Raw genomic sequence first — 24,600 nt, 5'->3', positions numbered from 1 at the left:
AATACTTTCCCCCAAGGGCGAAGTGTTTCTCCGCTTTCTGCTTTTTTGAATTTGGAGAATCACCATGAGCAACAATCAAACCAACGACGTTAAATTCTTCGACCTGCACACCACCGGCATTGGTTATCTGAACCGTATCCGGGAAGTGAAACCTCGCGGTAAAGGCAAGCCCTTCATGGCTGTAGCCATTGCTGCCCTGCGTGGCTCTTCTGATGAAGTGGAGTACACCTACATCGACTGCAACGTGGTCGGCGCCGAAGCTGAAAAGCTGATTCGTCGTTGCCAGGAAGCTGTCTCCGCAGAGAAGAAAGTTCTCGTGAGCTTTCGTATTGGCGACATCTGGGCAGATGCCTTTACTTACGAGAAGGGCGATAAAACAGGTCAACCTGGAGCAAGCCTCAAGGGACGCCTGTTGTTTATCGGCTGGATCAAAGTGGATGGCGAAACCGTCTATGAAGCCAAACCTCGTGAAGTAGCTCCCGCTGCAGAACAAGATCAGGTGGAACCCGAAGCGCCACTCGAAAGCAGCATTGCTCCCGAGCCAATCGTAGAGGAACAACCCAAGCCAGCTTCTGCCAAACGGCAGCGTAAAGCTTCCTGATCCACAACATTACAAGGCACCTTCGGGTGCCTTTGTTTACTCATGACCCAGCCATTTTTCTTGAAGGGAACACCACCCTTCGGGACCTGGTGATTTCCGAACTGGAGACTCACCATGTTGCACAGCCCTCAACGTTTACCACTGCTAATCAACATCGGCTTCATGGCAGCGCGAGCAAGCACTGAGAGCCATCTGGAAAATAAATTTCCGTTTACCGTGAAAGATAACAACTCTCTGTCTGATGATCTTTGGGACTCAGTACGAGCCTCACTTATAGATCTCGCTGACATGGATTATCAGAGCGGCTTCTACCCACCAGCTAGCCCACTTCTATCGGAGCTCGGCTTGTTGGAGGAGTACTGGAAATTACGCCACTACCTTGATCTTGAGATACCAGATTACCCATGGTGCTGAACCGTATTTAAAGCACTTACCAAAGCGTTCAACGCATTCATTTAACACATAACCGACCAACCGAACCTGGGAAACTACCTCCCAGTCGGGCCAGGTGGTTTCTCACGCCTGGAGAACTGATATGGCTATCACCATCAACCACGTGTCCGCTGACTTGCTGAAACTCCCTGTGGTTTTAACTCCACGGGCATGGCAGGAAGCTGTCCACGTCGAAGAGCCTCACCACATAGAAGAAATCGCTATTCGCTTAGGGGAAGTCGTCCTGGAAGCCTATAGGGAACTTCACTTACAACCTGACGAAAATCTGATCAACTTCAGTATGTACCGCTTCCCGCCCAATGGAGATCGGTCAGAACGAGTCTGGTTGGATCTGAAACTTCACCGCATCGAGTCCGAGCCTGGTACTTCTTATCTGTGTATTTCCCTCAGAGATGAAGCCCCCTCGTTCCGCCGCTAATCCCAAGCGCGATCACATACCCACCCCAAGCCCGACTCTGTCGGGCTTTTTTTCTCCCTGCGGGTATTCGCCTCGCGGCGGTTGCTCGATGCAGTTCGGAGTAGCCCATGATCAATATCCCAGGCCAGTTGGCCATCCGCACCATCAGTGGTCGTAACGGTGACTTCAACGTCGGACGTCTCTCAACATCAATCGGCGAATTCGTCATCAAAGACGCCCTCCTCGATCAATACAACGAAGGTAAGTATCGAGGCGATTTCCTCGTAACGGAGATTCGACCCTCGTACTACTCAACAGCAGGTCGCCTGGTCGTCGAGATCCGCGCAAAGATCGAGAGCATGATGCTCGATGACGTGGACAACTTGACGGCAGAAGATGCCGCGAAGCTGTCTCCGAATGAGCAAGACCCTCTGGACGAAGAATCGGCCGAGTCCAATGCAGCACCTCCACCTCGAAAAAGTCAGCCTACGGCTTCAGCGACACCACTAGCCCCGGCTGATGAAGCACCGTTCGGGATGGGACCAGTTAGCTCGACCAATAACACGACTGATGCAGACGCGAAGTTGTTCGGCACCATCTGGCCTCTGGGCGAGACAGCCAAACTGGACACCACCGTTGACCGCCAGCGCCTGCGCGACCAGTGCACCCGACTAGGTGAACTGGGCTACGTGCTGGACTTCAAGCTACAAGTCTGGAAACACCAACCACAGTAGGTGCCCACCTGGCGCCGCGTCATCACTTACCCACAAGGGGCAGTCCCGCCCCTTCCCGGGCTTGTCTGCCCTCCGCTCAGGAGGCTGCAATCATGTCCACCCCTTCACTAACATCGCTGTACCAGGTCGATGAGTGTCCTGATCTGTATGTCGATGCCTGCGTCTGCGATGAGCAACGCAATCTGGTCTTTCTTTCTGCCTGGGGCCGCGATACGGCCCTGCAGGAGTTCCTGGCCAGGCTGACCCTCGGTTCTGCCGAAAACGGTCTGGATCAGTTTCACATCGTCATGGATGGCCGGAGTCTTCCGGTCTTCCCCAACGTCGACCTGCTGGAGAAACGCACCACACGCCAATTCCGCGGGACACTGTTCGGCAGCCTGCTTCACCTTTGGTTGTTCGACCGGCGCTGCGCACAGCCCGATCGGGCCAATCACTTCGCTTATGCCCTCCTTGAGGAGGGCCAGGCGCCTCGCCAACGACTGTGGCCACTGGTCACTGAAACCTGCCCGCTACCACTCCTGCAGCACTGGCGTGAACCGGTGTTGGACGTACTGACCCATCACGACATGTTGCAGCCCCTACCCGGGGCGCTTGGCTCAATCACAGCCTGGCGTTTATCTCTGCAGCTCGATGTGCTTGAACCTGCCCTGGGCGAGCTCATCCGCCGAGGACAACTCACCACAGATGCTCAGGCCTGACCCTGATATCTATATCGACCAAGGAGCACCCTATGGCTTTGATGTTCCCGCGCCTGGCGCGTAACTTCGCCCGTAATGGGTATTACCCCACTGACGAAATCACTCTGGAGCGAACGCTACAGGCTCTGACCCCCTCTTCCACCGGCAGAATGCGGATCTTCGATCCCTGTGCCGGCGAAGGCGTGGCCCTGGCCGAAACGGCTCACGCCCTTGGGCGCGATCGCGTAGAGGCCTACGCAGTCGAGTACAACCGAGAGCGCGCCGATCATTGCAGAGCCTTGCTTGATCGCGTGCTACACAGCGATCTAATGGACACCATTGTCACGCGGCAGGCCTTCGGCTTGCTCTGGCTCAATCCTCCTTACGGGGATTTGGTCGCCGACCACTCCGGAGCATCCCAGTACCAGGGCAAAGGTCGCCAGCGGTTGGAGAAGGCGTTCTATCAACGAGCACTTCCCCTGCTGCAGTACGGCGGTGTCCTGGTGTTCATCGTTCCGCACTATGTCCTGGACGATGAGCTGTGTGGATGGTTGTGCAATCACTTTACTGAATTGCGGATCTATACCGCTGCTGACCCAACCTTCAGACAAGTAGTAATCTTCGGGATTCGTGTTCGACGCCAGGATCTGGCCAGGCCACGGGAGGTTGCGCAGGTGCGTGAGTACCTGCAGGCGATCGGTGCCGGTGTGCAAAACGCGGAGACGTTACCGACCACTTGGCCATGGGAGCCCTATGCGGTTCTGCCGGCATCCACAGACCTCGAGCACTTCTACCGTGTAACGCTTGAGCCTGAGCAGTTCAACCAAGAGGTAAAACGGCTGCGAGGCTTGTGGCCGGACTTCACCCTGCACTTTGGTCAATCAGGCGTTCAACCACGACCGCCAGTGCGAGAGTTATCGCGCTGGCACCTGGCCTTGGCTTTGGCTGCCGGCGCGATATCCGGCGTGGTCAAATCGAAGTCTGGGCGTGTCCTGGTACTGAAGGGTGACACCTACAAAGATAAGGTCCGCAAGACCGAGTTCACTGAAGATCAGGACGGCAACGTCTCCGAGGTGAGGATCCTGACCGATCGCTTCGTGCCCATCATTCGGGCATGGGACATGACGCCAGGCTCCCCCAATCGAGGATGCGTGCTGACCATCAGCTCAACTGCTGACACACCACCTGAACCAGAGATTCCGGTACCAGAAACGGCGCCGGTCCCCACTTATGCTGCACCATTCGAACCGGGTCGCTTGCTACTGACCCAGGCCGTTCAATACCTCGTGGAAAATCGATCTATCAACCTAGCCCTATACCTAGACCGTCATTTGGCGGGCGATTGGGGTGAGATCTCTGACGACGACCGGAGCAGCAATCAACGAGCGCTGAAAACTGGCGAACGCCTGCTCTCCGGCTACGACATCGATGCCGAAGGTGAAACCAGGCTCTGGATCCTCACCGAAGCAAACCGCTGTGCGACAACCATTCTATTGCCATCGGACTACTGACCCACCCATACGCCTCCAAGGCGTTTTCTCGACCAACCCACAGGGTATTCACCATACCCGGCCGGGTGTCGTGCATGCCCTGTTTCATCCTCTCAGGAGAAACACCATGAACGACCACGTCCAAGCCCCTCTTACACCTTTGACCATTGGCCTCACCGACTTCATCGACGAGTTCGGTGACGAGCTACTGAACTCCCTCAACTGCTCGAATCCACCGGTCTACGCCGGCAACGCAAACCCACATCACCAGCTGGTGATGGATGGACTCAAACGCCACCCCTTCCCCGCCCAGGCTGATGTTGTGCAAGCGGTCGCCGCGTTGCTGCTCGATCGCAACGAAGAGGCCGCGATCATCAATGCCGAGATGGGGACTGGCAAAACCATGATGGCCATCGCTGTAGCAGCCGTCATGCACAGCGCGGGCTATCGCCGCACCTTGGTCATTTCTCCACCGCACCTGGTTTACAAGTGGCGGCGCGAGATCCTCGAAACTATTCCGGACGCTCGCGTCTGGGTACTCAACGGGCCTGACTCCTTGGTGAAGTTGCTCAAGTTGCGTGACCAACTGGGAGAGCCCTACGACGGGCGACAAGAGTTCTTCATCCTCGGGCGCGTGCGTATGCGGATGGGGTTTCACTGGCGCCTGGCGTGTTGGCCACGTCGCTCTGCCGGCGGACGCCTGCTTGCGAGCTGTTCTGATTGCGGCCGAGGTCTTGAGGACCAAGAAGGCAACCTGATCACCGTGGAAGAGTTTCACCGAGAGGAACGCCGTCGAAGCTGCCCTCATTGCGAAGGCCCACTTTGGACGCTTATGCGTTCAGGCAAAACTGAGAGCGGCACTCGTCGATCGACCATTCTGAAATCGATGTGTCGCATCCCGACCATCGGTCCAGTCAGTGCTGAACGCCTGTTGAACGACTTCGGGGAGGACTTTCTCGCCTCGATGCTGGTCGACAACGTCAGCGAGTTCATCAACCTGATGGATGCCAAGGGCAACTTCATCTTCAGCGACCGCCAGGCTAAGCGCATGGAGCGCGCCATGGCCAACATCGAGTTCGGCTTTGGCGAAGGCGGTTACCAACCCACGGAGTTCATCAAGCGCTACCTGCCTGATGGATACTTCGACCTTCTGGTGGTAGACGAAGGCCATGAGTACAAGAACAGCGGCTCGGCTCAAGGTCAGGCTATGGGGGTGCTGGCAGCGAAGGCACGGAAATCCGTGCTGCTGACCGGCACCCTTATGGGCGGCTATGCCGACGACCTGTTCTACCTCCTGTTCCGGGTCCTGACCCGAAGCATGATCGAGGACGGTTACCGTCCCAACGCGCGTGGCAGCATGGCCCCTGCGGCCATGTCCTTCATGCGTGATCACGGCGTGCTGAAGGACATCTACACCGAGCGGGACACCGAGTCGCACAAAACCGCGAAGGGCAAGAAACTCTCGGTACGGACGGTAAAAGCCCCGGGCTTCGGCCCGAAAGGAATTCACCGCTTTGTACTGCCCTTCACCGTGTTCCTGAAACTAAAGGACATCGGCGGCAACGTGCTGCCGGCGTACCAGGAAGAGTTCGTCGACATCGCCATGTCTGCTGAGCAGGCCTTTGCCTATCAGCAATTGGCCGGCAAATTGACCCAGGAGCTTCGCCAGGCACTGGCTCGTCGAGATACCACGCTCCTGGGCGTAGTACTCAACGTGCTGCTGGCTTGGCCAGACTGCTGCTTCCGATCGGAAATGGTGAAGCATCCGCGATCCAAGGATACGTTGGCCTTCGTGCCATCAATCTTTGGGGATGAAGAACTGATGCCCAAGGAGCAGGCGCTGGTGGATCTATGCCTCGCGGAGAAAGCCAAAGGCCGCAAGGTCCTGGCCTACACCGTGTACAGCGGAACCCGTGACACCACCTCTCGACTGAAACGGTTGCTGGAGCAAGCCGGTTTGAAGGTCGCGGTATTGAGGGCGTCAGTGGACACAGCCAGGCGCGAGGATTGGATTCTCGACCAGGTCGACCGCGGCATCGACGTGCTGATCACCAACCCGGAGCTGGTAAAGACCGGTTTGGATCTGCTCGACTTCCCGACGATCGCCTTCCTGCAGACGGGGTACAACGTCTACACCCTGCAACAGGCGGCACGACGGTCATGGAGAATTGGGCAGAAACACCCCGTCCGTGTGATTTTCTTCGGTTATATCGACAGCTCGCAAATCACTTGCCTGCAGCTGATGGCCAAGAAGATCGCAGTGGCTCAAAGCACGTCGGGAGATGTTCCAGAGTCAGGAATTGACTCGCTGAACCAGGATGGTGATTCGGTGGAGATGGCGCTTGCCAGACAACTGATCGCAGCATGACTTCAAGGCCACCTCCGGGTGGCCTTTTACTGCCTGATCGTTAATGCAGCTGCTGTGTTCGATGCGAGAGTGCGACGGAGCTACAGCCTTTCACGGCGAAACCACTAAGCATAGAACATTACAACGGAGCGGTAGATCCCTCTGCTACCAAGAGCCATACGGCACACCAAACTTCTCGACATAGGCTTTCGACTCGTCGGAGGGTGGGTCGTATTTCCCACCCGATTGCCCTTCATACGGTCCACGTGGATCAACCTCGGCTTGTACTCGCGTGACTTCGATGGCAGGCAGGCAGGGGCCCATCACCCAGACTTTGGCAATTCCGCCAGGTGCAAGACCGATGACCAATGCTTCGCGATAGTCCGTTATCCACTTTCCATCAAAGGCGCAAAAAACCTTTTCCTTCTTGCGCATGATCTCTCTGGTCGACTCGGGAATGTCGATAGCCATTTTGTACGTTTGGGGCTCGACCAGTGATTGCCAGCGGACGTAGATTTTTTTCGGCAGGTCCGCCCCCTTTACGTACTTACCCTTACCCCAACCGGGTCTTGCAGGCCAGCCTTTAGGATCTCCAGAGTTGTTGGAAGGCGTCTGCATAGCAGCGATACCACTCATGGCACGTCTATAGACGTTCCCCTGCATATCTATCACGTCAGCTGTCTCGATCCAGACCTCCATATAGTCAGGTGCGGAGAAGCCCAAGCGCCAAGCGTCGTAGGGTAAGGACCCGCTATTGGCAGATGTGCAGCCGCTGAGCAAGAGCGCGACGATGACGATACGTAAAAGCTTACTCATTAGGGTGCACCGTGCGCAGAGGGTCGTCGTTGGGTCGGTTGATGAAAACCACGTCTAGATCGCTGTTGTTCAGATTCTTAGCGGCATTCCAATTGTCGGACAGGTGAACATACCGTTGAAAAAGCAGCTCTTCTTCTTGCGGATTCAACCCGGTTGTCGGGCTTTTGCCCAATGCGTAGTTCATCAGCTTTTCAGAAATTGGAACGAGTTCGGCAGGCAGCGCCAGCCTTGGATCGTGTTCCATAATTTTTCGAAAAGGCACGCCATTCTCCACCGCCAGTTCACGCATGATCCGCAAGTAGATCAACGACAAATCACTACGAACCTCGCGCTGACTGCTCACCGCCGCATAAACGTGTTTCATATTGGCTCGATTGTCTTTGCCTGTGGTGCGATACGGAACTTCCCACGTCCGCAGCTCCAGAGGAAGATTGTATTGCGCCAATTGATCTTGAAGCCTTCTTAAGTCCTGCTGCGCAAGCTTGTAACTATTGGCTTCAGTAAATGAGGTTTTTTCTTCGACATCACTTCTCCGTGGTTTGCTAACCAGTACTCGCTCCGTGGCTTTTGGCAGATACCCACCACCGAGGTCCGAGTGCACGCCGGGCAAGACAATGTCGGCCGCACCGGCACTGTTCAGGGAAAAGTTATAGCGCCGCTCATTTCGAGCGACCAGGTGAACAACCTTCTTGGCTACATCTGGCGCCAAAACGATAGTGATACCTGGGTTGTCCGCGTTATGGCCATTGAAGTCCAATAACAGTGGGTTGGAAATGGCCGCTACCGTGTCGTAGATACCGATAAAATTTATTGAGACATCGGTATGCGCCGCCCATGCAAAGCTATCTGCTAGTCCAGACGTACCAACGGGAATCGCCTTAGCCAGAATGCTTTTTTCGCCTTTCAGAACTTCATTGGCAAAGTCCCGTGCGGCGGCTGCACCACGACTGAATCCGAAAATATCAAACTCAATACGCTCAATCCGTTTATCCGGATTGTTTATTCCGAAAGCTCTTAGCGCTTTAACCAGTAGCGCTGGAGTTTCTTCGACCCGTGACCTGACGCCCTGCGCCCCCAAACCGGTGCCCTGTGAGTACAGGGAGTCCTCTCCGGTGCTACTGGTGCCAATGCCCTCCAGATAAATGGCTAAGTTTGCGATTGTCGCGTCAATGGGTAGAGCTTTGCCTTGTTCATCTATGTAAAGGTCATACAGCTTCGCCACGTTACTGGTGTCGTTCCCGTAGCTGTTATCCGGTGAGCTGCCTTTACCGTCGTAACCATGAGCTGCGCAAAACTTGCGAATATCCTCTGCAGACTCCTCCAGATTCACGTCCGGCGCAAAACAGCCAAAAACGCGTTCACTGTTGGTTCGGTTGTTGCCGGTGCCGTCGAAGAACACGCCCACCCGCAAGGTGATGTCTTCCAGTTCGACTTCTTCTTCCTCTTCTTCCAACTCCTCTTCCACCGGTGGTGCCTCTAACGCACCCACAGGAGGCGCCTTGAGCAACTGGCCGGCAGCGGCCAGAGCGGCAACCCCTGGAATCAATGGTGCGAGGATCTGAATGCCCGTACCTGCACCCGGAGCACCACCGGAATTGACCTTGACGTTGGCGCCGCTGAGGGTCACACCGCCCGCATCAACCTTGATGAAACTGCCGCCAGCCTTGGCCGTCAGTTCCATACCACCTTCCACCACCACCTTGTCGCCGGCGTGGTAGTGGATTTCCTGACCGGATTCAACGAACTGTGCGGTGCCGACTTTCACATGCTGGGTGGCGCCGACGGTGAGGTGGTCATCGGCCCGGGCTTCGGTCTTGCGGTCGAGGTGGGTGATGCGGTGTTCTTCGGCCTTGAGTTCGGTGAGGGTGTTGGCCTCGACCATGTCATGGCGTTCGTTGCCGACGCGGATTTTCTGGTTGTGCTCAATGTTTTCGTCCCAGTCACGCTGAGCGTGCAGGTAAATCTGTTCGGCGCCTTTCTTGTCTTCGATGCGGAACTCGTTGTAGCCCTTGCCGCCCGGGGAACTGAGGGTCTTGAAGGTGCTGCGGGTCTTGTTCGCCGGCAGGTCGTAGGGGACGACGTTTTCCTTGTGGTACAGGCAACCAGTGACCAATGGCTGGTCTGGGTCGCCTTCGAGGAAGGTCACCAGCACTTCCATGCCGATGCGCGGGATGGCAATACCGCCATAGGTACTACCGGCCCAGCCGCTGGCCACGCGGACCCAGCAACTGGTTTTGTCGTCGGCCTGGCCGTCGCGGTCCCAGTAAAATTGCACCTTGATGCGCCCGTATTCGTCGCAGTGGATTTCTTCGCCCTTGGGCCCGGTAACGATCGCTGTCTGGCTGCCGATACCCATGGGTTTCGGGTGCTCCAACGGCGGGCGGTAATGGGCGTCCCACGGGGTGGCGAGGAAGCGGTTGCGGTAGCCCTGGTGGAAGTCATCCTTGTTCTGGGTGACGTCGCTGGTAATGGACTCGCCCAGCACCTGCGGCTGTTTACCTTCGTGAAGAACCTCCAGTAACAACCAAAGGTCATTCCACTCAGCACGTGGGTGTTCGCTCAACGCCAGGAAATGGCCGCTGACCAGGGTCGGCTCGTCGCCTTTACCTTCGGCCAGCTGGTAGTCACTTCGGTGGCGCTCAAGGGCACGGGTCGCCAGCTGTTTACCGCGCGCACGGTCAGTGAAACGGCCAGGGTAGTCGTAGTCTTCGAGGTCCGGAAGAAACGCGCTCTTGGCCGCGCCTTCGGGCAGGATGCGCGGCTTTTCGAAATCGTAATCGCGACGACTGACGCGGCTGGTGCGGGTCTCCAGGCGCAGGTTGAAACGCTTGATCACCGGTTTGTCGGCGGCCATGCCGGAGTCTTGCTGGTAGGCCACCGGCGCCAGTTTGCGGAACACCGTCTGGTCATCGCCGAACACCAGTTTGTGACCGCTGGCACTGTGTTGGAAGTGGAAGTGAATGCCTTCTTCTTCACAGAGGCGCTGGATGAATTGCAGGTCGGATTCGTCGTACTGCACGCAGTACACGCGCTCGGGGTAGATCGCGCTGAGCTGGAAACTGTAGGCATTGGACAGGATGCCGCGCTCCTCTAGGACCAGTGCGATGATCTTCGGCACTGTGAGGTGCTGGAAGATCTGCTGGTCATGGTTGTGGCGCAGGTAGTTGAGCTGGGGGGTCAGGCTGATGCTGTAGCGCGTCAGGCTTTTGCCGGAGTCGCCCTGGGCTATGCGGTAGACCAGGCCATGGATAATGCCCTGGCCGGTGGCGCCGAAGGTCAGGCAGGCCGGTTTGTGCAGCAACTGTTCAAGCTTGAGGTCGGGACGCGCACTGACCAGTTCGATATCGAAGCAGAATGGCTGATTGAGGGCTTCGCGGCCGACGAAACTGAGTACCTGAAGGTCAGTGGAAACACCTTCGAGGGTAAGAGAAATATGGGTAGCGTTAGCATCCAACATGCCTTTGATTCCGTCCTTTGAATAACCAGGACGCGATGGTGCGTGATTAGACCCATTACCTCAATAAAGAAATTACTGCGGGACATTGCCACACAAAGAATCAGAAACTTCCTACGTAAATCTCAGCGCAAATCGAAGGAAAAATGAACGGGCTCAGCCTCTATGCCCCCTTATCGATGTTGCGCTAACAACGCCCAGTGCGGGTACACACCAGCCGGGCGTGTCTCCGAAGATCATGAAGCTAGCAGCCCCCCCACACAATAAATTGTGTGGGGGCGACCTCCTTCGCTGTGGAGAAGAAACGCTGCGATAAGGAGTGAGATTTCTTACAAGAAAGGGTCACTACACCGAATGCTTGGGCAGCCCTATAGAAATCAAGGCAGCGAGCAGCACGAAAGCGCTCGATATCCACAAGCATGCCTCCAATCCATACACCTGATATACCCAGCCGGAGAGCACCGTGCCGATCAGGCGTCCCATGGCGTTGGACATGTAGTAAAAGCCCACGTCCAGAGACACTCCGTCTTCCTTGGCGTAGGACACGATCAGGTAGCTGTGCAGAGAGGAGTTCACTGCGAACAGCGCGCCGAAGACCATCAACCCTCCCAGCAAAACGACCTGTTGCGACAACCCGGTGTTCAACCCGAGGGCGATGGCCGCTGGCAGACCTGCCAGAGCCAGTGCCCAGAGGAACGCAGCGCGTCCATCAGGGACATGTCCCCGTTTCTTGCCAGTGATGCGCGGAGCGAACGATTGCACGATGCCGTAGCCGATCACCCAGGCCGCCAGGAATCCACCGACCTTCCAGAAATCCCAACCAAAGACGCTGCTCAAGTACACCGGCAAAGCCACGACGAACCAGACATCACGAGCACCGAACAGAAACATCCGCGCTGCTGAGAGAATGTTGATCGCCCGGCTCTTGGACAGGATTTCACGAAACTTGGGCTTGGCCTTGGCTTTGCCCAGGTCCTTCTTAAGCAGAATCAGGCTGCTGATCCAGATCAGCGCCAACACACCCGCCATGGCCAGTAACGCACCTTTGAAACCCATCAGGGCGAGCAATGCCCCACCGAGAAAGAAACCGACACCCTTAAGTGCATTCTTCGAGCCGGTGAGGATGGCTATCCATTGGTAAAGCTTGCCCTGTTGCCCATCGGGCACCAGAGTTTTGATGGAGCTTTTGGCACTCATCTTGTTCAGGTCTTTGGCAATCCCTGACAGCGCCTGAGCGCCCATTACCCAAGGGATGGTCAACCAGGACGCAGGCACCGTTAGCATCAGCAGCGCCGCGACCTGGATGCCCAGTCCAATGTTCATGGTCCGGTTCAGACCCAGCCGGGCGCCGAGATAGCCGCCCACAAGGTTGGTAATCACGCCAAAAAATTCGTAGAACAGAAACAACGCCGCGATTTGAAGTGGGCTGTAGCCCAGCGCGTGAAAGTGCAGCACCACCAACATGCGCAAGGCACCGTCGGTGAGGGTGAAGGCCCAGTAATTACCGGTGACGAGCAGGTACTGCCGCACTTCTGGAGCGAGGGCTGACAACGCTTTCATGACCGCTCCTTAGACCGCCAGCCCGACCATTCTGGCCAGTTCGACGGTGCGGTTGGCATAGCCCCATTCGTTGTCGTACCAAGCGTAGAGTTTGACCTGGGTGCCGTTGATGACCATGGTCGACAGCGCGTCGATGATCGATGAGCGGGGGTCGGTGCGGTAGTCGATGGACACCAGCGGGCGCTCCTCGAAACCGAGGATGTCCTTCAGCTCGTTTTCCGAAGCATCCTTCAGGAACTGGTTCACTTCCTCGACGGTCGTGGCGCGCTCGACTTCGAAGACACAGTCGGTCAGCGAAGCGTTGGCCAGCGGTACGCGCACGGCGTGACCATTCAAACGTCCGCGCAGCTCTGGAAAAATCTCGGCGATGGCTGTTGCCGAGCCGGTGCTGGTCGGGATCAGGCTCATGCCCGAAGCGCGTGCACGACGCAGATCCTTGTGGGGTTGATCAAGAATGCTTTGGGTGTTGGTCAGGTCGTGGATGGTGGTGATCGAACCGTGGCGAATGCCCAGTTTCCCGTGGATCACCTTCACCACTGGCGCCAGACAGTTGGTGGTGCAGGAGGCGGCGGTCACGATGCGGTGCTCCGCAGGGTCGAACAGGTGCTGGTTAACGCCCATCACCACGTTTAAGGCGCCTTGCTCCTTGACCGGCGCACAGACCACCACGCGTTTAACGCCCTGGTCGAGGTAAGCCTGAAGCACCGCGACGGTCTTCATCTTGCCGCTGGCTTCAATCACCAGATCGCAGCCCGACCAATCGGTGTCGGCAATCGCTTTGTTGGCTGTGACCTTGATCCGTTTGCCGTCGATGACGACGCTGTCGCCTTCGGCGCTGGCTTCGTTGTTCCAACGGCCATGCACCGAGTCGAAGTTGATCAGGTGCGCATGTGTTACCGCGTCACCTGCTGGATCGTTGATCTGCACGAATTCGAACTCTGGCCAACTCCAGGCGGCTCGCAAAGCGAGGCGACCGATCCGGCCAAAACCATTGATGCCAACTTTGATAGTCATGTTGTTGTGCTCTGTATCTGTTGTCAGTGGGAGTTCGGCTGGGTGTCGAACTGGCCGATGTATTCGACATGGGCTGGATGCTGAATGGCGCGTGGACGCAGTGACTGCACCTCACGGATCGCTTCGTTGAATGGCACGCCGCACTCGATCAACAACTGAGCCGCGATCAACCCCGTTCGGCCCGAGCCCCCCTTGCAGTGGATAGCAATGGTTTTGCCTTCAATCAGCAATTGCTTGATGCGTTGATGGTGCTGTTCCCACGCCGCCTTAAATGCCTCACCGGGGACCTGTTCGTCCGCTACTGGCAGGTGAAACCATTCGATACCCAGGAGCTGACACTCTTCGGGCAACAGATCGATCTCATTCTGGAGCAACTCCTCGGTCGGCATCAGCGTCAGCAGAGCCGATGCACCAGCGTCCTTAAGAGTCTGCAACGCTTCGGAAGATCGGGTGCCCTTCGTGCCTGGGCACGGGGTAAAGATCAATTGGCCTTTGAACTGTGCCAGGGGTAGTACGGAATATGGGTGTTGTTGCACGGTGAGAATTCCTCAGATGGAGCGCTGATTGACACGTTTCATGAGTTCTTCCGCCGATTCCTTGCGCTCGGAATAACGGTCGACCAGATAGTCCTGGCGGTCGCGAAGCAGCAGCGTGAACTTCACCAACTCTTCCATCACATCCACGACACGGTCGTAGAAAGGAGAAGGCTTCATCCGACCGTTGTCGTCGAACTCCATATAGGCTTTAGGTACGGACGACTGGTTGGGGATGGTGAACATGCGCATCCAGCGTCCCAGCACCCGCAGCTGATTGACCACGTTGAACGACTGCGAGCCACCGCACACCTGCATGACGGCGAGGGTTTTGCCTTGGGTCGGACGCACTGCGCCCATTGCCAACGGCACCCAGTCGATCTGCGCTTTGAATACCGCGCTCATCGAACCGTGGCGCTCGGGGGAACACCAAACTTGCCCTTCCGACCACAGCATCAACTCGCGCAGTTCTTGAACCCGAGGGTGATCATTGGGGGTGTCATCAGGGAGCGGCAAACCTGACGGATTGAAAATCCGCGCCTCGGCGCCGAAGTGCTCCAGTAGCCGGGCCGCTTCTTCTACCAGCAGGCGACTGAAGGAACGCTCACGAGTCGATCCGTACAGCAGCAGAATGCGTGGCTTGTGGATGGAGGTCTCTTCGATGCCGAGCTTGTCAGTCGATGGGAGATCGACCAGTTCGGTATCGAGTTGGGGGATGCGGTCATCGTACATAGTCTTTGTCCTGCGCAACTGCGCTCTTGGAATCATCAAACCAGCGGCGCTTCAGCCAAAGGGCAACACCGACCAGAGAAATCAGAACCGGAACTTCCACCAATGGGCCAATCACTGTGGCGAAGGCGACCGGGGAAGCCAGGCCGAAGGTGGCAATAGCTACGGCAATCGCCAGCTCAAAATTGTTGCTCGCAGCGGTGAAGGCCAGTGCAGTGGTGCGTGGATAGTCAGCCTTGAGCAGCTTGCCCATCCAGAAGCTGATGAAGAACATCACCACGAAATAGATCGTCAGGGGGATCGCGATGCGCAATACATCGAGCGGCAGTTGCAGCACCACATCACCCTTGAGGCTGAACATGGCCACGATGGTCAACAACAGCGCCACCAGGGTCAGTGGGCTGATCTTGGGAATGAAGTGTTCCTGGTACCAGGCTTCACCGTTACGAGCGATGAGTATCTTGCGGGTCAAGAAACCTGCCAGGAACGGTACGCCCAGGTAGATCAACACCGACTTGGCGATGCTGGCAAAACTGGTCTCAATCACGCTGCCTTCTAGTCCGAACAGCGGCGGCAACAGACCAAGAAAGACCCAGGCGTACAGACTGAAAAACAGGATCTGGAAGATGCTGTTGAACGCTACCAGCCCGGCGACGTACTGATTGTTGCCACCGGCGATCTGGTTCCAGACCAGCACCATCGCGATGCAACGAGCCAGACCGATCAAGATCAGCCCCGTCATGTATTCCGGCTGGTCCCGAAGGAAGATGATTGCCAGTGCGAACATCAATACCGGCCCGACGAGCCAGTTCTGAACCAAAGACAAAATGAGGATGCGTTTGTCCTTGAAGACTTCCGGCAGTTCTTCGTAACGAACCTTGGCCAGGGGTGGATACATCATCACGATCAAGCCGATAGCGATGGGGATGTTGGTCGTGCCCACAGAAAGACTGTTGAGCCACTGCGGCCAGCCTTTGAACAGACTCCCCAAACCGATACCCAAGGCCATGGCGAGGAAAATCCACAGGGTCAGGTAACGGTCCAGGAAGGAAAGGCGGCTTTTACTCATGGTCATTGCTCCTGTAGTTACAGCGTGCCGATCAAGGCCAGCTCTGCCTTGAGCTGTTCGGCACTCAGTAGAGAAAGCGGTAATGCCAGGAAGGCTTCGATACGGGTTTTGATCTGCTCCAAGGTGGCTTCGAAAGCCGCCTCGATCTCTTCTTGAGTCCCTTGGTATTCCGAAGGGTCGGCCAGTCCCCAGTGGGCCTTGGTGGCCGGTCCGAAAAATACCGGACAGGCTTCACCGGCAGCCTTGTCGCACACCGTGATGACGAAATCAGGTGCCAGATTCACATGGACATCGCTGGACTTGCTGAGCAGCCCGAGCGTCGATATACCAGCGTTTTCCAACGTCTTGAGACTCAGCGGATGCACTTCGCCTTTGGGTTGACTGCCAGCGCTGTAGGCTTTCATGCCTTGGGGCGCCAAGTGATTGAACATGGCTTCGCACAGAATGCTGCGGCAACTGTTGGCGGTGCAGAGGAACAGGATCTTCATATGGGCATCTCATATTCGCTGGAGGCAGTCAGCAGTGAAGGGCTTAACAACAGGCGGCAGCGCGCTCAGGCCTGTCGCCCATGCCCTCAAGACGTTTTGAGTTAGGGCTTAGCCAATGTTTATTGGCATCCAGCACTGTCCCCAGAATGGAGTGAACCCAATCTGGTAGGTCAGGATGTAATCGGTAGTAAACCCATTGCCCCTGACGACGATCAGCCAGCAGGCCGCAAGTACGTAGCTGGGCCAAATGCCGGGAAACCTTGGGCTGGGCTTCATCCAGAGCACAGGTCAGTTCACATACACACAGCTCTTCTTCACGAGCGATCAGCAGCATGATGCGCACCCGAGTTTCATCGGCGAGGCATTTGAAGACAGTGGTCGGTGTCAGGTGGGTTGCCATATCAGGTCTCAGCGTTTGTTTTTCACAAGCACGAACATTTTGATGCGCTCATGAATTTCATGAAGGGTATGGCGGAAAGCATCGGGCTTCTCGCTTGTCACTGGGTCTTCAAAATCCCATGCCAGCCGCTCACCAGAAATGGGTAAGGGCTGACACTCGTAAGCTGACTTGTTGCACAAGGTAATGACGTAATCGAACTCGCCCAACTTGAGTTCGTCGATGGATTTACTGCGAAGCCCTGTTGTGTCGATGCCCAGATGAGCCAGCGCCGCAATGGTGCGCTGATCGACCTGGGTCGGTGCGCTTCCCGCGCTATAGGCTTCGAAATGCTCCGAGTCGGTATGACGCAGCAACGCCTCGGCTAGCTGTGAACGAGCGGCATTGGCTATGCAGACGAACAAAACGCGAGATTTGGTGGGCATTACGATATCCCTGATTGCATGCGAAAAAACGAATATACGATTTATCAGATATCTCGTAAAGCACGAATGACGCCGATGAGTAAATCAGGGGAAAAGGTGCCAGCAATGCGTTGGCTGACGGGAGCCTTGGCCGAAAGCAAGCTAAGCAAGTGCAAAAGCATCCGGCTATCCATATATACGAAAAGTTTAATCCAAATCTCATCGCCGCTGACTAGCCCGTTTGCCAGCACAGTTTTACCTGCCAATACGACGCGCCCGGTTTCGTGACCGAAGTTGAAGATGGACGCTTGTAGGTGTTTCGAGAGGGCTCAAAGGAACTGAAAGAGTTCAAGGAGCATGGAAGCCTGCCAAGCAGCTTTCTAAGCTGGCAGCGGGCGGTGGATAGCTCGGCAATCGCGTAGCCCTCATCACCCTTAAATTCATCCGGCACAATGACGGAGGTCTTTCACCATGTACACAGCCGAAGCTGGGCATAGTGAAGTGAACTCGACCGAGTTAGAGATCGTCTCGGGGGCTTCGATTCGCGGGACTGTCCGATAGCCGTTTGTGCTAAAGAAAATCGAAGCTGTATTCGTAAGTAGGTGCAGCTGTCGCACCCCATCGACTAACGCTAACTGTTCGAGCATTGCAAGCACACGATGGCCGTTACCTCGACCCCGACAGCTCTCCAGCACAAGGAGAGAACGCAGCAATCGATCAGTACCTGCACCTTCGATCCCGCCAAACCCGAGCAACTCCCCAGCTTGCTCGAATCGAAAAAACATACGCCCAGGGAGCAATAAATCCTCAGTTGGAAGTCCCGCCTCACTCAAAATACGGCTTAGCTCCGGTATCTCTGCACTGGTGAGTTGCCTGGATCGAATTCCAATCTGTTCGTTCATCCGTGACTCCTTCCCTCGTAAACCAATCCGCCGCTCTTTGACTATGCGAGCAAAGCCCACCGAAGGAATCGACATTTCCCCCAATTTTTAAGAGAGGGTCAGAGACTTAAATCAGCAGCCAGTTTTCAGCTTTTTTGCCGTCGAGTGTATTACTTGCCGCTGCGCAAGTACTTGATCAGCGCAAGAATCGCGAGGACAAGTACCGCCAGTATGAGCAGTCCGAAGACAGCGCAAACAGCCATCATGCCGCCACCCATCATCCCATTCGCCATCATACCGGGCCCCGCGCCTTCGACCGCCTGGGCAACACCCATCATCAACACGAAAAGACCGAATATCAGGCACACAAACAGTCGTTTCATACCTTGAGCCCTCCGGTTATTGGCAGAAGACTTTTCTGGAGCGTCCGTCAATCAGCAGGTGCTATTGGTCCTGGAGTGTTCAACTGCCGCTGAACCAGTTGTAACCCTGATCCTCCCAATAACCACCGGGGTAATCGTTGGTCACAAAGATCTCCACAACATGCTTGGGGTTCTTGAAGCCCAGCTTGGTGGGCATACGCAGCCGCAGCGGGTAACCGTATTCCGGTGGCAATACCTGATCGTCATAGCTCAGGGTCAGCAGCGTTTGCGCATGCAAGGCCGTGGGCATGTCGATGCTGCTGTAATAATCATCAGCGCATTTCAGGCCTACATATTTGGCGCTGGTATCAGCGCCTACCCGTTGCAGAAAGGTCGAAAATGTCACCCCTCCCCATTTGCCGATGGCGCTCCAGCCCTCCACGCAAATCAGGCGCGTGACCTGCGTGGTTTGCGGCAGCTGATTCAGCTCGGCGAGGGTCCAGCTGTGTTTATCCTGGACCAAACCGCCAACCGCGAGTTTGAAACCATCACTGTTGATGTTCGGGATGCTGTTGCGGTCGTAATAGGCGTTGAAGGGAAATGGCCGCGTCATCATCGACTCGGGGTAAGTCGGTGCCAGCCTGCTCGGATCGAACAGCACAGCCTGAACCTTGTCATTGAAGCGCGAGACCATTTCCAACATGGACTCCACGGAGTCGCTGTCATCCAGACGACAGCCCGTCAGTAAGGCAATTCCCCCAAGCGTCCAGGCATGGCGAAGAAACTGTCTGCGTGCAGGTAGATCAAGTTCCTGCGCCACCGATTTGATGATGGCGGGGTCATCCATTCCGTCTTTTCCAATCTTTCTGTTCATGAGTTAGTGCCCGCGCAGCATGGCAATTAGGGTGCGCGGCACGAGGGCCACCATCACCAGATGCACCACGGTAAAAGCGACCAGCAGGGCCATGCAGACAAAATGCACGATTCGCGCTGAGTCATAACCGCCCATCAGCTCTCTCAGCAATGGAAACTGCACTGACTTCCAGATCACCAGACCCGACAGTACGAGCACAATGAGGTCGAGCATGACAAACAGGTAGGCGAGCTTTTGCAGGGCGTTGTAGTGCCGCAAGTCCGCATGGGCGAGCTTGCCTCTGAGAGCTGCGAGGAAATCATGAAAGACTTCGGTGGGACGTATAGGGAAAAACTTGTAGGCGATGCGGCCCGAGAAAATATTGAGCAGCAGGTAAACAATACCGTTGATGAACAGTATCCACATCGCCGCAAAATGCCACAGTAGTGCCCCCGCCAACCAACCACCCAGGGTGATACTAGCGGGAATCTGAAAGGAAAAAATCGGGGAGGCGTTATAGATACGCCAGCCGCTCATCACGAGGATAATTACCGCGATGACGTTGATCCAATGGGTCAGCCGGAGCCAAATCGGGTGAATGGTTTGGGAGCTACTCATAATCCCTATCCTGCCGGCACCGCGCCGATGAATTCCCCCCGACCACCACGAAGTGTGTTGGCTCAATCCCCCATGGTTAACCGGCAACTCAATGGAGTCGCAAACAGCGCCGACCTAGCGACGTATCTATCAAGACTAGCATCGGCTGATAGACGCCGTTTTACATTACTCGTCCTGGCACTTTGCGTAGATGAGCAAGCCTGATCATCGCTGGCTGCGTGCTCCAAGTGCTATGCCGGTCAGAAGGCTTACTCCAGCGTTTGTCCCGCCTGTGCGATAGCTTTCCAGGTCTTGCCTTCGTCTTGCGACAGGTAGACGTCACGCTTGATAGTCGCCATCGCCCACTCCTGAGCATTGGCCGGGCTTTGCGCCATGTAAGCGACGGCATCCTGATTGAGTGGTGGTAAACCGAGGGCGCTGATCTCGTGAGTCTTCAGGTCTAATGTCGAGAGCAATGGCACTTTGTTAAAACTGCCAAACCATAAGCTCTTCCCGTCGATGCTGAAGCTGACGCTCAGCACTTGAACGTTCTGGAGAACTGGCTGGAAGTGCTCGCCGGCATCGTTTGATAAGAACAGGCCGCTGCTGGTCGCCACGGCAACGGTTTTGCTATCGGTGGGATGCACCGCCAATGCACTCGGCTCTGACCCCATCCCTTGCGCCGAAGCATGCTGCCAGGTGGCTCCGTCGTTCAGGCTGGAGTACAAGCCAGCAGAAGTCATTTTTGAGTTCGGGTGCGTGTTGTAAACGTAGAGAGCCCCATTGTCGAAGCCGCTGGCTAAAAGATGAAAGTCCGACTCTCCTTGAAACCCAAGCTGCTGCCAGGTACTCCCGCCATCAGTGCTCTTGATGACCCCGAGAGGATTGACCAGGCCACTGCCACTGGCCGGATGCCCGCTGCTATAGATCGCCTGGCGGCCGGCAGAAAACCCCATGTAGTCGTGTTCAGGCCCAGGTGCCTTGCTCCAGTGACCATCACGGTACAGGGCTAGTCCGTCATGACTAGGGATGGACAACTGTTGCCCATCCTGGCTGAAAGCTAGCCCGTGAACATGCTTCAAGGTAATCGTCGTCGCGGCGTCGGCAGTCAGGTGGGTGAGCCCCATCAGCATGCCAATCGATATCGTCCGGCGTAGAGTCTTTCCCAGATCCATAGTCCATTCTCCAAGCGTGGCTGAGCCCTTGCCGGTGGATATCTGGCTAACGGCCAACCGCGTCTGCGGATGAAGCTCCGCAGATGAAATTAAAGAGGTGCCTAACGTTGGCACCCAAGGCCAGCCTCTCAACGGAAGGAGTACATGGAGAGGGGGCAGTACAACTGTAGTTCACAGCCCTTGGATTGTTATCAGCATCCGCAAATCCCATGGCAGTCCAAATGAATTGCGCTGTTTACGATGGTGCAAATAGAGACCGCGCACTGCTGCTTGACCTTCCCTCAATGACAAGGTGCAGCCTTACGGTTGAGAGGTACTTCAGGACGCTGCTGATGGCCAAGTCGCATTTGGCCAAGCATTGCGATGACTCTGAGCAACCATCTGGGCCAGCTCTGAATGATGCCCCTCTCGACTTGCCCGATAGGAGAGCATCATGACTCGTAATAAACCCACAATGGTTCAGCTGGGCATCGGCGCAGCCATTATCCTGGCGGCAACCTATGTCTTGTTTCCCGCTTTTCAAGCCTGGATCGCGGCGAACGCGCTAATCTTTCTGGTGCTGCTGTGTCCGCTGTCGATGGTGTTTTGTATGCGCAACATGCACAAGGCCCCGCCAACTACCGATGACACACAGGCGGTAAAACCAATCAACCGTGATCCGAACGACGTGCCGTGAGCTGTAACTACTTCCATGCTCAGCGAGTTGGGCTTGGCTATTCAGCGAGTCCTTGTCTCTACACGAGGAGGTTCTTATTGACCTTCAGACTCTATCCGACGGGCTCTTCCTGACAGATTCGTAATTGTACAGTCCATTACCAGCGACTAGACTCCCCCGCATGAAACGCTATCTGCGGTGTTGTCTCATTTTCCTGATTAGCTTGGCGCTTCCCCTCAGCGGGATGGCGGGCATTCAGGCACCGACTGAACCTTGCCCAATGAAAACGACGGGCATGGCGATGATGAGTGATATGGGCCAGGACTGTTGCAATGACATGAAAAGCCCCACCGATCACGGCAAACCCTGCAAACCTGGTCAGGAATGCAAGACTGGCGGCATGCTGCAAGTCTTGATCATCAAGCCTGCCACTCGCTTGTCCAGTCCGCAGGTGCTATCCCTCTTCAGCGATTTCCTGCCAGCACAGACCCCTTCAGGGGTATGGCGACCGCCTCGCGTTTGATTCCTGTACCACACTGAGTCTCATCCCGCCCTGGCGGGATGGCATATCTGCGCGCATGTCTTATGAAGCGCGCAGTGGATCTTCACAGGAATCGTGAACATGAACTCCCAGCGCTATTGCACAGGTTGGCCCCTCGTGGCTGCCCTGACGGCAAGCGTACTGGCATTGCCGAGCGTCGCCGCCCCGCTGACACTCGATGAAGCCTTGCGGTTGGCCGAAAACAATGCCCCGTCACTGACCGCCCAAGCGGCCAAACTGCAAGCTGCCAGCAGTGCTGCCATTCCAGCCGGCGAACTACCTGACCCGAAGTTAAAGCTCGGCGTGCAGAACTATCCCATTGGCGGCCCCGAACGCTGGAGCATTAACCAAGACTCCATGACCATGCAGATGGTTGGGGTCATGCAGGAAGTGCCAAACCGCGACAAGCGCAAAGCACGTATTGAAGTGGCCGATGCGGCCGTTGACCGAGCAACGGCCGAAGGTCGTATCGAACGCCTGAACGTCCGTCAGGCCACGGCACTGGCCTGGATCAGCAGCTACTCCGTCGAGCGTAAAGAGGCGCTGTTCCAGGACTTTTACAAAGAAAATCGTCTGTTGACCGATACCGTGCGGGCACAGATCGCCGGTGGACGAGCCCAGCCTGCTGATGCGGTAACGCCCAAGCAGGAAGCGGCTCAATTGGCGGACCAACAGGACGACCTGATCCGCCTGCGCACTCAAGCCAGAGCTGCTCTCAAGCGCTGGATTGGCCCGGCAGCCAACGATCCACCAACCGGCAGTTTGCCGGAATGGCCAGTCGAGACCTCAGGCTACTCCCATAAGCTACAACATCACCCCGTACTGGCGGCTTTCGTACCGATGACCCGCGAAGCGGAGGCAAAAGTCCGTGAAGCCGAGGCGGAAAAACAGTCCGACTGGAGCTGGGAACTCGATTACCAACACCGTGACCGTCAGTTCGGCGACATGGTTAGCGTGCAGTTCTCGTTCGACCTGCCACTGTTTCCCGGTTCCAGACAGAATCCGAAGATCGCCGCCAGACACGCCGAACTCAATCAGTTGGAGGCTGAGCGTGAAGATATGGTGCGCGAACATACCCAGCAATTGGAGGAGAGTCTGGCCGAGTACGAGCGCCTGAATCGTGCGGTGCGTCGCAGCCAGGAAAGTCTAGTGCCCTTGGCCAAGGAAAAGGTCGGACTGACCATGGCCAGCTACCGCGCAGGTAAAGGTGACCTGGCGCCAGTCATCGCTGCCCGACGTGAACTTATAGAGGCCCGCCTCAAACAGATTGACGTCGAAGAACAGCGAGCCCTGACCAATGCGCGCTTGTATTTCAATTATGGGGAAACCAGCCAATGAGCACTCGAATCTGGAAAGGGGCTTTGTTGACCGGTTTGTCGGTCGCCCTAGGTGTTGTCGGCGGATACTGGTTCGCTCAGCAGCGCATGAACGGAATGCCTAGCGCACTCGCCGAGCAGAGCCCCAAGACGCAAGACGAACGCAAGGCCCTGTATTGGTACGATCCGATGTACCCGCAGCAGAAGTTCGACAAGCCGGGTAAGTCGCCCTTCATGGATATGCAGCTGGTGCCGCAATACGCCGACGCAGCAACGAACAGCGCAGCCATCAGCATCGACCCCAGTCTGACCCAGAACCTCGGCCTGCGTCTGGCGACGGTGACCCATGGAGTCCTCGCTTCCAGCCTGGACGTGGTCGGCGTGCTGACGCTCAACGAGCGTGATGTCGCCGTGATCCAGGCGCGTACTGCCGGTTTTGTCGAGCGGGTTTATGCCCGTGCTCCCGGCGATGTGCTCAAGGCCAATGCACCATTGGCGGATATCCTGGTACCGGAATGGGCCGCAGCTCAGGAAGAATTCCTCGCACTGAAGCGTAATGGCGATGCCGACTTGCTGGCAGCGGCCCGCCAACGGCTACACCTCACGGGGATGCCGGCAGCGCTGATTACCCAGGTCGAACGCAGCGGCAAGATTCAGCCGAATCTGACCCTCACCAGCCCCATCAGTGGTGTGCTGCAAGAGTTGGATGTCCGTACGGGCATGACCGTGTCGGCCGGCGAGACGCTGGCTCGCGTCAATGGTTTGAGTAGCGTTTGGCTAGCGGTGGCCGTTCCAGAATCAGAGACCGGATCGATCATCGTCGGCCAGACGGTAGAGGCACGCCTTCCAGCCTTCCCAGGGACAGTGCTCAAGGGCACGGTCAGTGCGATTCTGCCCGAAACGAATATGGACAGTCGGACCGTTCGCGTACGCGTCGAACTGCCCAACCCTGACGGGCGTCTCAGGCCCGGATTGTCGGCGCAGGTGCGCCTGAACCACACGACCGAGCAAAGTGTGTTGTGGGTGCCGAGCGAAGCGGTCATCCGCACTGGCCGAC

27 protein-coding genes are annotated in these 24,600 nt (G+C 56.5%); 11 read left to right on the top strand and 16 right to left on the bottom strand.

Translation table 11 applies throughout. The features are described 5' to 3' along the window. Positions 1-64 precede the first annotated feature (64 nt). The 7 genes from FPT12_RS10100 (at position 65) to FPT12_RS10070 (ending at position 6,720) form a co-directional block, all read left to right on the top strand. Entirely contained in the window at positions 65-601 is a 537-nt protein-coding gene (locus tag FPT12_RS10100) for an STY4534 family ICE replication protein (protein ID WP_145016140.1), read from the top strand. Between the two features lie 114 nt (positions 602-715). Continuing rightward, complete coding sequence (locus FPT12_RS10095) at positions 716-1,015, top strand: hypothetical protein (protein ID WP_145016139.1); 300 nt, start codon at positions 716-718, stop codon at positions 1,013-1,015. A 121-nt stretch (positions 1,016-1,136) separates the two neighbouring features. Beyond that, positions 1,137-1,472, top strand: a complete 336-nt coding sequence (locus FPT12_RS10090; RefSeq protein ID WP_145016138.1) for a hypothetical protein — start codon at positions 1,137-1,139, stop codon at positions 1,470-1,472. A gap of 107 nt (positions 1,473-1,579) precedes the next feature. Continuing rightward, positions 1,580-2,185, top strand: a complete 606-nt coding sequence (locus tag FPT12_RS10085; RefSeq protein ID WP_145016137.1) for a DUF3275 family protein — start codon at positions 1,580-1,582, stop codon at positions 2,183-2,185. Positions 2,186-2,277: 92 nt separating this feature from the next. Continuing rightward, positions 2,278-2,883 (top strand): hypothetical protein, encoded by a 606-nt coding sequence (locus tag FPT12_RS10080; protein ID WP_145016136.1) that lies wholly within the window; start codon positions 2,278-2,280, stop codon positions 2,881-2,883. A gap of 32 nt (positions 2,884-2,915) precedes the next feature. Beyond that, entirely contained in the window at positions 2,916-4,373 is a 1,458-nt protein-coding gene (locus tag FPT12_RS10075) for a DUF6094 domain-containing protein (protein ID WP_145016135.1), read from the top strand. Between the two features lie 106 nt (positions 4,374-4,479). Then, positions 4,480-6,720 carry a DEAD/DEAH box helicase gene (locus tag FPT12_RS10070; RefSeq protein WP_145016276.1) on the top strand — a complete coding sequence of 747 codons (2,241 nt, stop codon included), beginning with the start codon at positions 4,480-4,482 and terminating at the stop codon, positions 6,718-6,720. A 144-nt stretch (positions 6,721-6,864) separates the two neighbouring features. Here FPT12_RS10070 and FPT12_RS10065 read toward each other — a convergent pair whose 3' ends face one another. The 16 genes from FPT12_RS10065 to FPT12_RS09995 all read right to left on the bottom strand — a co-directional run bounded on the left by FPT12_RS10065 (position 6,865) and on the right by FPT12_RS09995 (position 21,031). Further along, complete coding sequence (locus tag FPT12_RS10065; RefSeq protein WP_145016134.1) at positions 6,865-7,515, bottom strand: DUF2931 family protein; 651 nt, start codon at positions 7,513-7,515, stop codon at positions 6,865-6,867. Continuing rightward, positions 7,508-10,972: a type VI secretion system tip protein TssI/VgrG gene (tssI, locus tag FPT12_RS10060; protein ID WP_145016133.1), complete on the bottom strand. Its 3,465-nt coding sequence runs from the start codon at positions 10,970-10,972 to the stop codon at positions 7,508-7,510. The genes FPT12_RS10065 and tssI overlap by 8 nt, the downstream gene beginning before the upstream one ends. Positions 10,973-11,314: 342 nt before the next feature. Beyond that, entirely contained in the window at positions 11,315-12,529 is a 1,215-nt protein-coding gene (gene arsJ, locus FPT12_RS10055; protein WP_145016132.1) for an organoarsenical effux MFS transporter ArsJ, read from the bottom strand. Between the two features lie 9 nt (positions 12,530-12,538). Next, positions 12,539-13,543 carry an ArsJ-associated glyceraldehyde-3-phosphate dehydrogenase gene (locus FPT12_RS10050; RefSeq protein WP_145016131.1) on the bottom strand — a complete coding sequence of 335 codons (1,005 nt, stop codon included), beginning with the start codon at positions 13,541-13,543 and terminating at the stop codon, positions 12,539-12,541. Between the two features lie 23 nt (positions 13,544-13,566). Next, entirely contained in the window at positions 13,567-14,079 is a 513-nt protein-coding gene (locus FPT12_RS10045; RefSeq protein WP_145016130.1) for a cyclin-dependent kinase inhibitor 3 family protein, read from the bottom strand. Between the two features lie 12 nt (positions 14,080-14,091). Continuing rightward, a complete protein-coding gene (arsH, locus tag FPT12_RS10040) occupies positions 14,092-14,808 on the bottom strand; it encodes an arsenical resistance protein ArsH (protein ID WP_145016129.1) in 717 nt (238 codons plus the stop codon). Next, positions 14,798-15,874, bottom strand: a complete 1,077-nt coding sequence (arsB, locus tag FPT12_RS10035; protein ID WP_145016128.1) for an ACR3 family arsenite efflux transporter — start codon at positions 15,872-15,874, stop codon at positions 14,798-14,800. Before arsB ends, arsH begins: the two co-directional genes overlap by 11 nt. 17 nt (positions 15,875-15,891) lie before the next feature. Next, on the bottom strand, positions 15,892-16,362 hold the full coding sequence (locus FPT12_RS10030; RefSeq protein ID WP_145016127.1) for an arsenate reductase ArsC: 471 nt from the start codon (positions 16,360-16,362) through the stop codon (positions 15,892-15,894). Positions 16,363-16,405: 43 nt separating this feature from the next. Further along, on the bottom strand, positions 16,406-16,762 hold the full coding sequence (locus FPT12_RS10025) for a metalloregulator ArsR/SmtB family transcription factor (protein ID WP_145016126.1): 357 nt from the start codon (positions 16,760-16,762) through the stop codon (positions 16,406-16,408). Between the two features lie 8 nt (positions 16,763-16,770). Beyond that, positions 16,771-17,184 (bottom strand): arsenate reductase ArsC, encoded by a 414-nt coding sequence (locus FPT12_RS10020; protein ID WP_145016125.1) that lies wholly within the window; start codon positions 17,182-17,184, stop codon positions 16,771-16,773. A 44-nt stretch (positions 17,185-17,228) separates the two neighbouring features. Then, positions 17,229-17,429 carry a hypothetical protein gene (locus FPT12_RS27635; RefSeq protein WP_178098701.1) on the bottom strand — a complete coding sequence of 67 codons (201 nt, stop codon included), beginning with the start codon at positions 17,427-17,429 and terminating at the stop codon, positions 17,229-17,231. A 174-nt stretch (positions 17,430-17,603) separates the two neighbouring features. Further along, positions 17,604-18,065 carry an arsenic resistance N-acetyltransferase ArsN2 gene (arsN2, locus tag FPT12_RS10015; RefSeq protein ID WP_145016124.1) on the bottom strand — a complete coding sequence of 154 codons (462 nt, stop codon included), beginning with the start codon at positions 18,063-18,065 and terminating at the stop codon, positions 17,604-17,606. Between the two features lie 149 nt (positions 18,066-18,214). Next, complete coding sequence (locus tag FPT12_RS10010; RefSeq protein ID WP_145016123.1) at positions 18,215-18,427, bottom strand: hypothetical protein; 213 nt, start codon at positions 18,425-18,427, stop codon at positions 18,215-18,217. A gap of 79 nt (positions 18,428-18,506) precedes the next feature. Next, complete coding sequence (locus tag FPT12_RS10005) at positions 18,507-19,253, bottom strand: molybdopterin-dependent oxidoreductase (protein ID WP_256676692.1); 747 nt, start codon at positions 19,251-19,253, stop codon at positions 18,507-18,509. A 30-nt stretch (positions 19,254-19,283) separates the two neighbouring features. Further along, the gene (locus FPT12_RS10000; RefSeq protein WP_145016121.1) at positions 19,284-19,877 is read right to left on the bottom strand and encodes a cytochrome b/b6 domain-containing protein; all 594 of its coding nucleotides are present in this window, start codon (positions 19,875-19,877) and stop codon (positions 19,284-19,286) included. Positions 19,878-20,125: 248 nt separating this feature from the next. Beyond that, complete coding sequence (locus FPT12_RS09995) at positions 20,126-21,031, bottom strand: F510_1955 family glycosylhydrolase (RefSeq protein ID WP_145016120.1); 906 nt, start codon at positions 21,029-21,031, stop codon at positions 20,126-20,128. 433 nt (positions 21,032-21,464) lie between these two features. On the opposite strand from FPT12_RS09995, the gene FPT12_RS09990 reads away from it, so the two are divergent. From FPT12_RS09990 to FPT12_RS09975, 4 genes are all read left to right on the top strand, one after another. Beyond that, positions 21,465-21,707 (top strand): DUF2933 domain-containing protein, encoded by a 243-nt coding sequence (locus tag FPT12_RS09990; protein WP_145016119.1) that lies wholly within the window; start codon positions 21,465-21,467, stop codon positions 21,705-21,707. A gap of 160 nt (positions 21,708-21,867) precedes the next feature. After that, a complete protein-coding gene (locus FPT12_RS09985) occupies positions 21,868-22,209 on the top strand; it encodes a hypothetical protein (RefSeq protein ID WP_145016118.1) in 342 nt (113 codons plus the stop codon). A 99-nt stretch (positions 22,210-22,308) separates the two neighbouring features. Then, positions 22,309-23,565 (top strand): TolC family protein, encoded by a 1,257-nt coding sequence (locus FPT12_RS09980; protein WP_145016117.1) that lies wholly within the window; start codon positions 22,309-22,311, stop codon positions 23,563-23,565. Then, positions 23,562-24,600: efflux RND transporter periplasmic adaptor subunit (locus tag FPT12_RS09975; protein WP_145016116.1), on the top strand; the 1,039-nt coding region annotated here is incomplete at its 3' end. The genes FPT12_RS09980 and FPT12_RS09975, both read left to right, overlap by 4 nt.

The organism is Pseudomonas sp. H3(2019), from assembly GCF_007713465.1.
Lineage (GTDB): Bacteria > Pseudomonadota > Gammaproteobacteria > Pseudomonadales > Pseudomonadaceae > Aquipseudomonas.
Note: the sequence above shows the minus strand (reverse complement) of the source record. Positions and strands in the feature narration are given on the sequence as shown.

What these genes read in the sequence shown, in the direction of transcription:
- arsH (WP_145016129.1), bottom strand. Translation starts at nt 14,808, where the DNA reads ATGTACGATGACCGCATCCCCCAACTCGATACCGAACTGGTCGATCTC.
- FPT12_RS09980 (WP_145016117.1), top strand. Translation starts at nt 22,309, where the DNA reads ATGAACTCCCAGCGCTATTGCACAGGTTGGCCCCTCGTGGCTGCCCTG.
- FPT12_RS10025 (WP_145016126.1), bottom strand. Translation starts at nt 16,762, where the DNA reads ATGGCAACCCACCTGACACCGACCACTGTCTTCAAATGCCTCGCCGAT.
- FPT12_RS10000 (WP_145016121.1), bottom strand. Translation starts at nt 19,877, where the DNA reads ATGAGTAGCTCCCAAACCATTCACCCGATTTGGCTCCGGCTGACCCAT.
- tssI (WP_145016133.1), bottom strand. Translation starts at nt 10,972, where the DNA reads ATGTTGGATGCTAACGCTACCCATATTTCTCTTACCCTCGAAGGTGTT.
- FPT12_RS10075 (WP_145016135.1), top strand. Translation starts at nt 2,916, where the DNA reads ATGGCTTTGATGTTCCCGCGCCTGGCGCGTAACTTCGCCCGTAATGGG.
- FPT12_RS10080 (WP_145016136.1), top strand. Translation starts at nt 2,278, where the DNA reads ATGTCCACCCCTTCACTAACATCGCTGTACCAGGTCGATGAGTGTCCT.
- FPT12_RS10010 (WP_145016123.1), bottom strand. Translation starts at nt 18,427, where the DNA reads ATGAAACGACTGTTTGTGTGCCTGATATTCGGTCTTTTCGTGTTGATG.
- arsB (WP_145016128.1), bottom strand. Translation starts at nt 15,874, where the DNA reads ATGAGTAAAAGCCGCCTTTCCTTCCTGGACCGTTACCTGACCCTGTGG.
- FPT12_RS09985 (WP_145016118.1), top strand. Translation starts at nt 21,868, where the DNA reads ATGAAACGCTATCTGCGGTGTTGTCTCATTTTCCTGATTAGCTTGGCG.
- FPT12_RS10100 (WP_145016140.1), top strand. Translation starts at nt 65, where the DNA reads ATGAGCAACAATCAAACCAACGACGTTAAATTCTTCGACCTGCACACC.
- FPT12_RS10065 (WP_145016134.1), bottom strand. Translation starts at nt 7,515, where the DNA reads ATGAGTAAGCTTTTACGTATCGTCATCGTCGCGCTCTTGCTCAGCGGC.
- FPT12_RS09990 (WP_145016119.1), top strand. Translation starts at nt 21,465, where the DNA reads ATGACTCGTAATAAACCCACAATGGTTCAGCTGGGCATCGGCGCAGCC.
- FPT12_RS10095 (WP_145016139.1), top strand. Translation starts at nt 716, where the DNA reads ATGTTGCACAGCCCTCAACGTTTACCACTGCTAATCAACATCGGCTTC.
- FPT12_RS09995 (WP_145016120.1), bottom strand. Translation starts at nt 21,031, where the DNA reads ATGGATCTGGGAAAGACTCTACGCCGGACGATATCGATTGGCATGCTG.
- FPT12_RS10020 (WP_145016125.1), bottom strand. Translation starts at nt 17,184, where the DNA reads ATGCCCACCAAATCTCGCGTTTTGTTCGTCTGCATAGCCAATGCCGCT.
- FPT12_RS10030 (WP_145016127.1), bottom strand. Translation starts at nt 16,362, where the DNA reads ATGAAGATCCTGTTCCTCTGCACCGCCAACAGTTGCCGCAGCATTCTG.
- FPT12_RS10070 (WP_145016276.1), top strand. Translation starts at nt 4,480, where the DNA reads ATGAACGACCACGTCCAAGCCCCTCTTACACCTTTGACCATTGGCCTC.
- arsJ (WP_145016132.1), bottom strand. Translation starts at nt 12,529, where the DNA reads ATGAAAGCGTTGTCAGCCCTCGCTCCAGAAGTGCGGCAGTACCTGCTC.
- FPT12_RS10050 (WP_145016131.1), bottom strand. Translation starts at nt 13,543, where the DNA reads ATGACTATCAAAGTTGGCATCAATGGTTTTGGCCGGATCGGTCGCCTC.
- FPT12_RS10090 (WP_145016138.1), top strand. Translation starts at nt 1,137, where the DNA reads ATGGCTATCACCATCAACCACGTGTCCGCTGACTTGCTGAAACTCCCT.
- FPT12_RS10005 (WP_256676692.1), bottom strand. Translation starts at nt 19,253, where the DNA reads ATGGATGACCCCGCCATCATCAAATCGGTGGCGCAGGAACTTGATCTA.
- FPT12_RS10085 (WP_145016137.1), top strand. Translation starts at nt 1,580, where the DNA reads ATGATCAATATCCCAGGCCAGTTGGCCATCCGCACCATCAGTGGTCGT.
- arsN2 (WP_145016124.1), bottom strand. Translation starts at nt 18,065, where the DNA reads ATGAACGAACAGATTGGAATTCGATCCAGGCAACTCACCAGTGCAGAG.